At 37.3% G+C, this 7,290-nt stretch carries 7 protein-coding genes; 6 read left to right on the forward strand and 1 reads right to left on the reverse strand.

What is annotated here, in order from left to right; genetic code table 11:
• Positions 1-118: 118 nt before the first annotated feature.
• The 6 genes from IHV10_RS19965 to IHV10_RS19990 all read left to right on the forward strand — a co-directional run bounded on the left by IHV10_RS19965 (position 119) and on the right by IHV10_RS19990 (position 6,519).
• Entirely contained in the window at positions 119-1,075 is a 957-nt protein-coding gene (locus IHV10_RS19965) for a DNA-methyltransferase (protein WP_197133684.1), read from the forward strand.
• Positions 1,076-1,208: 133 nt separating this feature from the next.
• Complete coding sequence (locus tag IHV10_RS19970) at positions 1,209-1,685, forward strand: BglII/BstYI family type II restriction endonuclease (RefSeq protein ID WP_197133686.1); 477 nt, start codon at positions 1,209-1,211, stop codon at positions 1,683-1,685.
• A 5-nt stretch (positions 1,686-1,690) separates the two neighbouring features.
• Positions 1,691-2,932: a hypothetical protein gene (locus IHV10_RS19975; protein WP_197133688.1), complete on the forward strand. Its 1,242-nt coding sequence runs from the start codon at positions 1,691-1,693 to the stop codon at positions 2,930-2,932.
• A gap of 5 nt (positions 2,933-2,937) precedes the next feature.
• Positions 2,938-4,710, forward strand: coding sequence for a DEAD/DEAH box helicase (locus IHV10_RS19980; protein WP_197133691.1), 1,773 nt, complete (start codon positions 2,938-2,940; stop codon positions 4,708-4,710).
• Between the two features lie 3 nt (positions 4,711-4,713).
• Positions 4,714-5,571, forward strand: coding sequence for a DUF3883 domain-containing protein (locus IHV10_RS19985; protein ID WP_197133694.1), 858 nt, complete (start codon positions 4,714-4,716; stop codon positions 5,569-5,571).
• Positions 5,572-6,075: 504 nt separating this feature from the next.
• Positions 6,076-6,519 (forward strand): JAB domain-containing protein, encoded by a 444-nt coding sequence (locus IHV10_RS19990; RefSeq protein WP_197133697.1) that lies wholly within the window; start codon positions 6,076-6,078, stop codon positions 6,517-6,519.
• A 39-nt stretch (positions 6,520-6,558) separates the two neighbouring features.
• Here IHV10_RS19990 and IHV10_RS19995 read toward each other — a convergent pair whose 3' ends face one another.
• The gene (locus tag IHV10_RS19995; RefSeq protein WP_197133700.1) at positions 6,559-7,062 is read right to left on the reverse strand and encodes a hypothetical protein; all 504 of its coding nucleotides are present in this window, start codon (positions 7,060-7,062) and stop codon (positions 6,559-6,561) included.
• Between the last annotated feature and the right edge of the window lie 228 nt (positions 7,063-7,290).

The following is a 7,290-nucleotide window of genomic DNA, read 5'->3' on the forward strand; positions in this document are numbered from 1 at the left end:
TTAATTTCTTAGATGAGTCTTAATGTATAGTAGTTCAAATTTGTAGATCTTTTTAATTTAATATGTTAGTATTGTAATGAAATTTATGGAAAGAACAATTTGGTTAGAGGTGTCTAATATGAGCAGTGAAATTGGTACTAAAAATATAAAAATTAATGATAGTTTTAATAATAAAAACAACATTGTTTTCCATACAGGAGATGCGTATGATTTTCTAAAAACGATTCCAGACAACACGGTTAAATTAGTTTTAACATCCCCCCCTTACAATGTAGGGAAAGAGTATGAAACCAAGACTTCTATAGAAAAATACTTGGAGACACAAGAAGAGATCATAAAAGAGCTAGTTAGGGTTACTTCTGAGGAAGGAAGTATCTGTTGGCAAGTGGGTAATTATGTTAAGGATGGAGAAGTTTTTCCTCTTGATATTTTTTATTATAATATTTTTAAAAAGTACGGATTGTTTCTTAGGAATAGAATAATATGGAAGTTTGGACACGGACTTCATGCCAGTAAGAGATTTTCTGGTAGATATGAAACAATCCTCTGGTTTTCTAAATCTAAAGATTTCACATTCAATTTAGATAGTGTTCGTATCCCTGCAAAGTACCCAGGCAAACGAGGATATAAGGGGAAAAATAAAGGGAAACCGACTGGAAATCCACTCGGGAAAAATCCAGAGGATGTTTGGGAGTTTTTGCAACAAGAATGGGATAAAGAGGTATGGGACATTCCAAATGTTAAAGCAAATCATATTGAAAAAACCATACATCCTTGCCAATACCCCATTGAATTAGTAGAAAGATGTGTTTTAGCTTTAACTAATGAAGAAGATTGGGTTTTAGATCCATTTGCCGGAGTAGGGTCTACCTTAATTGGAGCACTGAAAAATAATAGAAAAGCTATTGGAATGGACAAAGAAGATGCATATGTTAAGGTTGGTAAAGAACGAATTAAGTCATTGTACGGTAATCAACTAAAGATAAGGCCATTAGGAAAAGAAGTTTATAAACCCTCAGGAAAAGAAAAGGTTTCACAATTACCTGAAGAATGGCAAACTCTATTGGATAATTAAAAAATATTAATGGATAAGTGTCAGCATAAGCTGGCACTTATTTACGTTTACATTGGTAATATGTTCAATCTCTTCTATAATTTTGTTAAAATAGATATATAGACTTATTATAAATGACACAGGAGCTATAAATATGAATATAAAAATTTTCTCGCATAATTATGGAGAGCATGCAATACCCTCAGAAATTATCCAGCCGGTACGTTCAACAATAGAAGACTTAAGGTTTTCAATAAAAAATAACTGTGCAACCAAACTTAGAGAAGCTTTATTAGCAGATTTACGTCTTTTTGGTTGGTCTGGTGAAACTCGTATTCAAGCAGGTAAGGGCATAACAATAACAGCTATGAATTCAGGGGTGGGTCTTTGCTTGCAAACTGGAAACATGAGTAGATTTTATGCCGATTTACTCAAACTACAGGCATTATTTCAAAAAGATCGTGCCCAATGTGCAATTTATATACTTCCAACAAAAAAAGCAGCATCTATTATGGGAGATAACCTTGCTCATTTTGAACGTCTAACAGACGAGCTTTCCATATTTAAACATGTAATAACTATTCCAATGGTCGTTATTGGAGTAGATGTGAATACAAACGAGGAGGAGTAAAAGATATGAAATTAGGCTGGCCATTACCAAAAAGAAAAAGTTTACTACAAGAATTATTGGCGATTCCTGATGGGAAAACTTATCCTCAGAAATTCCAGGGGCAAATTCAAGATTTTAAGTTGCTCAGGGTCCCATTAGAGATGCCCAAATATAGACTTGCTAATGGGCGAACTCAGGCAGCTCAAGAGGAGTATTTATCAAAAGAAGCCCATCTACCTAATGATTATTTTGAAAGGGATTTGGAATCTGATGAGGTGCAAACAATACAGCATGGTTTGCTGAAGAAGATGTTGGGTGATCTTGTAACGTTTTTTGAAAAAAATATTCAGGAAGAACCTTTAATTTTATCTCATTTAGGTTTTGTCGTTAACGGCAACAGACGATTATGTGCGATGAGGGAAATCTGTAGTAATAGTGAAGAAACTAACAGGGAGCTATATAACAGGTTTCAATATGTAAACGTAATTGTGCTACCTCCTTGTGACGAAAAAGACATTGATGAGCTAGAGGCTCAACTACAAATCAAGAAAGATATAAAAGCGGATTACTCATGGGTTTCTGAAGCATGCATGTTAAGGAAGAAACAACGGGTTTACGAATATAGCTATGCGGTACTAGCGGAAATGTATGGGATGAGAGAAAAAGATGTGGAGGAATTACTTGATAAGCTTGAACATGTTGATTTATATCTTGAAAGTAGAAAAAAACCAAAAGTTTATGAGGAAGTCGAAAAAGCTGAATATGCGTTTGAGCAATTAAGAAAATTTAGGGCGAAATTTAAAGATACCATGGAGAAAGATATCTTTACCTCATTGACATACTGTATTATTGATAGCCCTCCGAGCGGAAGGGTATATGAGACAATTCCTCAAGTAGCAGAACATTTACCGAAAATCATTGAGAGATTACAGGGGGAATTAGAGGTTGCAGCAACAAATGAGGATGATTATGAAGATATCTTTGGTGAGTCTTTAGATGATGCAACGCTAGAAAATTTTGCAATTACAGTTAGTAATCCCGAAAAACAGGATGAAATCATAGAGGTCATTAAAGATGTAATTGATGAGGAAAAAGAGAGAGAGAAAGATAAAAAGAGCAAAAATTATGTGCTTTCTAAAGTTCAAAAAGCAAATACTTCCTTATCTGAAGCGATTGTTGGATTCGATAAAACAACTAACACAAAGGGTCTAAGTGCGCAATTAGATTCAATTGAGAGTGCTATAAGGAAACTAAAGGAGATGTTCTAAAAAGCATGCTTAACATACGATATAGAACAGATAAGCATATGGCGCAGCTCTCAATGGAGGTACAATCTCCTGCATGGGGAGAAATTCGAAGGATATGTATAGAACACTCAAAAGATGTTTATGTTTCGTCTGGAAATAGCTTAGAGATACCTTGGTGGGCATTTTTGAATTGCAAAGATTCTTTAAGATTAACTTTTCGAAAATATAAGGTCTTGGTAACTCTTGATCCCATAGCTGAAAGGCTAATACAAGATTCTCTTAGGAAGAAAGCTAATTACAAAGAAGCCTCTAAGATAGGCTCAGTTTTAGAACAGGACGTTGTAACAAAGTTATCGAATATTGGATTTAGAAGACAATTATCACCAGAACAACTTCGTAACGTGTCAAAATTAGCTGCGCTTACTGCTGGCGCAACTTTTTCTGTTCCGGGAGCTGGTAAAACAACTGAAGCATTAGCATTATATTTTTTGAAAAGAACAAAAAATACAAGGCTATTAATTGTAGCTCCCAAAAATGCGTTTGCTGCTTGGGAAGAGCAGCTTGGTATATGTGATCCTACGTCCACAGATATTGTGCGATTAAAGGGCGGAGAAAAAGCTATAAGGTCAATATTAAGCGAAAATCCCAAAATTATGTTAATTACATACCAGCAGCTACCAAATGTTATTGACATAGTAGGGAACTATATAGACAAATATCCTGCCTTCCTATTTTTAGACGAGAGCCATAGGATTAAGCGAGGTAATGATGGGGTCATAGGGAAATCTATTTTATCTATTTCACATATTCCAGAAATGAAATTAATTATGTCGGGTACTCCTATGCCAAATTCTTCATCAGATTTAATACCACAATTTAATTTTCTTTACCCAGAAGTAAGAGTCGATACAGATAGTGTTGTAGAACTTATAAATCCAATATATGTTCGCACAACAAAGGATGAGTTAGGTCTTAAAAAACCTAATTTCAAGTTAACACCAGTTTCCATGAGTGTCGGTCAGAAAAGGTTATATGAGTTATTAAAGTCTGAAGAAGCAAGACATGCTGTAAACATACGCGCGATTGATAGGAATAGATTGCGTTCTATGGGCAGATCGATCATGACGATGCTTCAATTAGTTTCAAATCCAGCTCTTCTCCTAAAAGCAGATTTTCAGCATGACAGCCTTTTAAAGGATCTGCTAACCGAAGGTGACAGTCCCAAGATTAGATATGTTTGCAAAAAAGTCAGGGAGTTAGCATCACAGGGAAGAAAAACAATTGTTTGGTCCAATTTTGTTGAAAATGTTGAATTACTGGCTCTTAGATTAAAAGATTTGGGAGCAGATTATATTCATGGTGGTGTAGATGCAGGTAGTGAAGATGAAACAGACACGAGAGAAGCGAAAATCAAGAGATTTCATGATGATCCTCAATGTTTTGTATTAATTGCTAATCCTGCTGCTGCATCCGAAGGTATAAGCTTACATACTGTTTGTCATGATGCTATCTATTTAGATAGGAATTATAATGCAGCACATTTTCTTCAGTCAGTTGACAGAATTCATCGTTTTGGATTATCTAAAGAAATTGATACAAATGTCGAAATTGTTTTTTGTCCAGAGACCATCGATGAATCGGTTGAAAAACGCCTCCAGTCTAAAATTAATAAGATGGCGGCCGTTCTCGACGATAAATCACTTCAAATAGAACCTGAGTACGGTGATGAAGAAATTATGGGTGATGAATATGATCGAGATGATATTCAAGACTTTATTAATCATCTAAGGGAAATATAAAGTATGTCATTTTCTGTCGGAGTCTTATATTCTATTCAAGATTTTTTGGAACTTGTCAAAATGACGCCTTTTAAGGCTTCTGACTTTCCTAAATTTTATAGATCGTTCGGTGTTGCTTCATCTAATCAAATATTAAAAACAGCTATAGCTAACCAATGGGTTGATTTAAGTTTGACTGATGAATTGAGTATTTCTGTTAAGGGTAAAGAAATCCTAAATATGGAGCATCCTGAGGAGAGACTCCGTGTGCAGCTATTTCATCTTATAGCACTTCATAAACCTTCCTGGTCTTCAGTCATTTGTTACGGGAGAGGAGAAGCGGTAAAATATTTCAAATCCGATGTTTATCAATGTTTTGAAGAAGCAGGTTTGTTAGAGGACTACTCAGATGATGTTGTTAAATGGTGGGATAGGCTCGGATCAATATCTAGAAATCTTAATGATGATTTTCTACTTGATATTGGTCGAATAGGTGAACGGCTCTCAATAGAGTTCGAAAGAAAAAGAACAGGTAATGAACCAATCTGGCAATCAATAGATTCCAGCTTTTCTGGTTACGATCTTTTATCTATTCAAGCGGCTAATAACCCTAATTCACTTATGATTGAAGTGAAAGCTTCAAAGCAGGATTCAAGGTGCATTAACTTTCATATAAGCAAGAATGAATGGGATGTAGCAACTGCATCAAAGGATAAGTACGTATTTCATATTTGGAGCTTAAATCCAATTCAACAATTGTTTGTTCTTAATTATTATGAAATCTCACACCATATACCCGACAATAAAGGTTCTGGTAAATGGGAATCAGTTTTGATATCTCTTGATAAAGAATTTTTAAGTGAAAATCAAATTATTAGATAGCGAAACCCGGGTTTAAAGGGGCATCGAACCCCTTACACCCGACTGTATCCGGCTGCGCCTTGATACAAAACGCCATTTTTTCTGAACTGGCTCAAGCCAGCTCAGAAAAAATGGCTTTGCTCTTAACGGCTTCGGGCATCGAACCCTCGCCGTTAGGCGGCTGCAGCCCTTTCGGTCTGTTTTCTAGCCGCCAAAAGCGGTGCAGTGCCCTTCTCCTTCCTTCGTTCTCTTTAGAGTAACAACTTCGCTTATGACAGCCGGAAGGGCGGGCGTTCGGGGAAAGAAACCGGCAAAGCCAAGTCGGCTAAGGGTCCGTAAGGCCTATATTGCGTGGCCTAACGATCCCTAAGTCATTGGGCTTCACTCGCTTTCTAACGGTAAAGCCCGTAATGCATGGGCTTTACCTACCCCTCTCTGGCAAGTTCGCTTCTTCGTAAGCGAACCCTTCCCCCTGTTTACGCGAATTGTTCATGTCTCTTCAAACGAAGAAGGGAGAGATGAACAATGGAAAACGTGTATGAAGTAGTAAGAATTAAGCAGGAAATCAGAGAGGTAGAGACCAATGAAACGTATGTTGTCCGTTCGCCGGAGGATGCAGCGAAAGTAGCTGCTGGATTTATTGGGGATGAAGACAGAGAGGTCTTCTTTGTGATGTGTCTGAATACGAAAAATCAAGTGGTTGCCGTGCATCGCGCGCATGTGGGAGGGCTGAACGTCTCCCTGGTACTGCCAAGAGAGGTGTTTAAGGCCGCAATCCTGAATAACAGCGCATCGGTCATCTTCAGCCACCAGCATCCATCTCAGGATACAACGCCGAGCCGAGAAGACTTTGAGGTAACACGACGATTGGTGGAATGCGGCAAGATCCTAGGGATTGAGGTATTGGATCATGTCATTGTCAACGCTAAAGCCGGATACTACAGCATGAAAGAGAATAACGATTTATGAAAAAAAGGGAGAATTTCTCCCTTTTTTTGCTCAGTCACATTACATAATGATGTAAGGTCCATTAAGCATCCGTGCTTCTTTGACTTTGCTTTCAAAAGAGCAGTCCTTTTTATCAAGGGCTTTCATTATTTTCAGCATGTTATGTGGCCGTGCAAGCCTTCTGACGTAATCTTCTTTATTGCTTCGTTTGTTGTGTTGATAAAAGGAAGCAAGGCTATAACTTTCCACTCCGAACTCTTTTGCCAGAGTCCAAATGGCTTTTTTATTTTTTGCTGGGTCAAACAGTGAAAGCCAATCATCCATATAATGTTGTTCAAAATGAGTGGTGATTTCACTAACTAATTCTTTTAAGCGCGCTTCTTCCTCCGCTTTAATTTTCGCTGCTTTCACAGCAGCTTTTCTTGCTTCTTCTTTACAGGTTGGACAATCAATTGTTTGGTATTCCCGATGTCGGTTCCAGTCGTCTCCCTCTCCTACTTCGGTAATGGTTCCCTCTCCACAAGAACACGGTTTGGTTATACGGTATGTTTCTTCCCAACTCATTTCTACACCTCGATATACGAATTTGTTTACCCTCTCTATTATAGTTTGGGAAGTAAGAATTACAGAGGTAATTATATAAGGGATACCGCCAGAAAAACGCGGATAGGGGTAGCGTCAGGAAAATGCGGATTTACAACGTTAAGCATCTTCCTAAGACGATTCCTCCATTTTTAACAACGTTAAGGAAGTTTTAAAGGTCGTAAAGAATTTACTGATACAACCTTTTCC

This window comes from Fictibacillus sp. 5RED26 (assembly GCF_015903895.1).
GTDB classification, from domain to species: domain Bacteria; phylum Bacillota; class Bacilli; order Bacillales; family Fictibacillaceae; genus Fictibacillus; species Fictibacillus phosphorivorans.

What these genes read in the sequence shown, in the direction of transcription:
- IHV10_RS19965 (WP_197133684.1), top strand. Translation starts at nt 119, where the DNA reads ATGAGCAGTGAAATTGGTACTAAAAATATAAAAATTAATGATAGTTTT.
- IHV10_RS19970 (WP_197133686.1), top strand. Translation starts at nt 1,209, where the DNA reads ATGAATATAAAAATTTTCTCGCATAATTATGGAGAGCATGCAATACCC.
- IHV10_RS19975 (WP_197133688.1), top strand. Translation starts at nt 1,691, where the DNA reads ATGAAATTAGGCTGGCCATTACCAAAAAGAAAAAGTTTACTACAAGAA.
- IHV10_RS19980 (WP_197133691.1), top strand. Translation starts at nt 2,938, where the DNA reads ATGCTTAACATACGATATAGAACAGATAAGCATATGGCGCAGCTCTCA.
- IHV10_RS19985 (WP_197133694.1), top strand. Translation starts at nt 4,714, where the DNA reads ATGTCATTTTCTGTCGGAGTCTTATATTCTATTCAAGATTTTTTGGAA.
- IHV10_RS19990 (WP_197133697.1), top strand. Translation starts at nt 6,076, where the DNA reads ATGGAAAACGTGTATGAAGTAGTAAGAATTAAGCAGGAAATCAGAGAG.
- IHV10_RS19995 (WP_197133700.1), bottom strand. Translation starts at nt 7,062, where the DNA reads ATGAGTTGGGAAGAAACATACCGTATAACCAAACCGTGTTCTTGTGGA.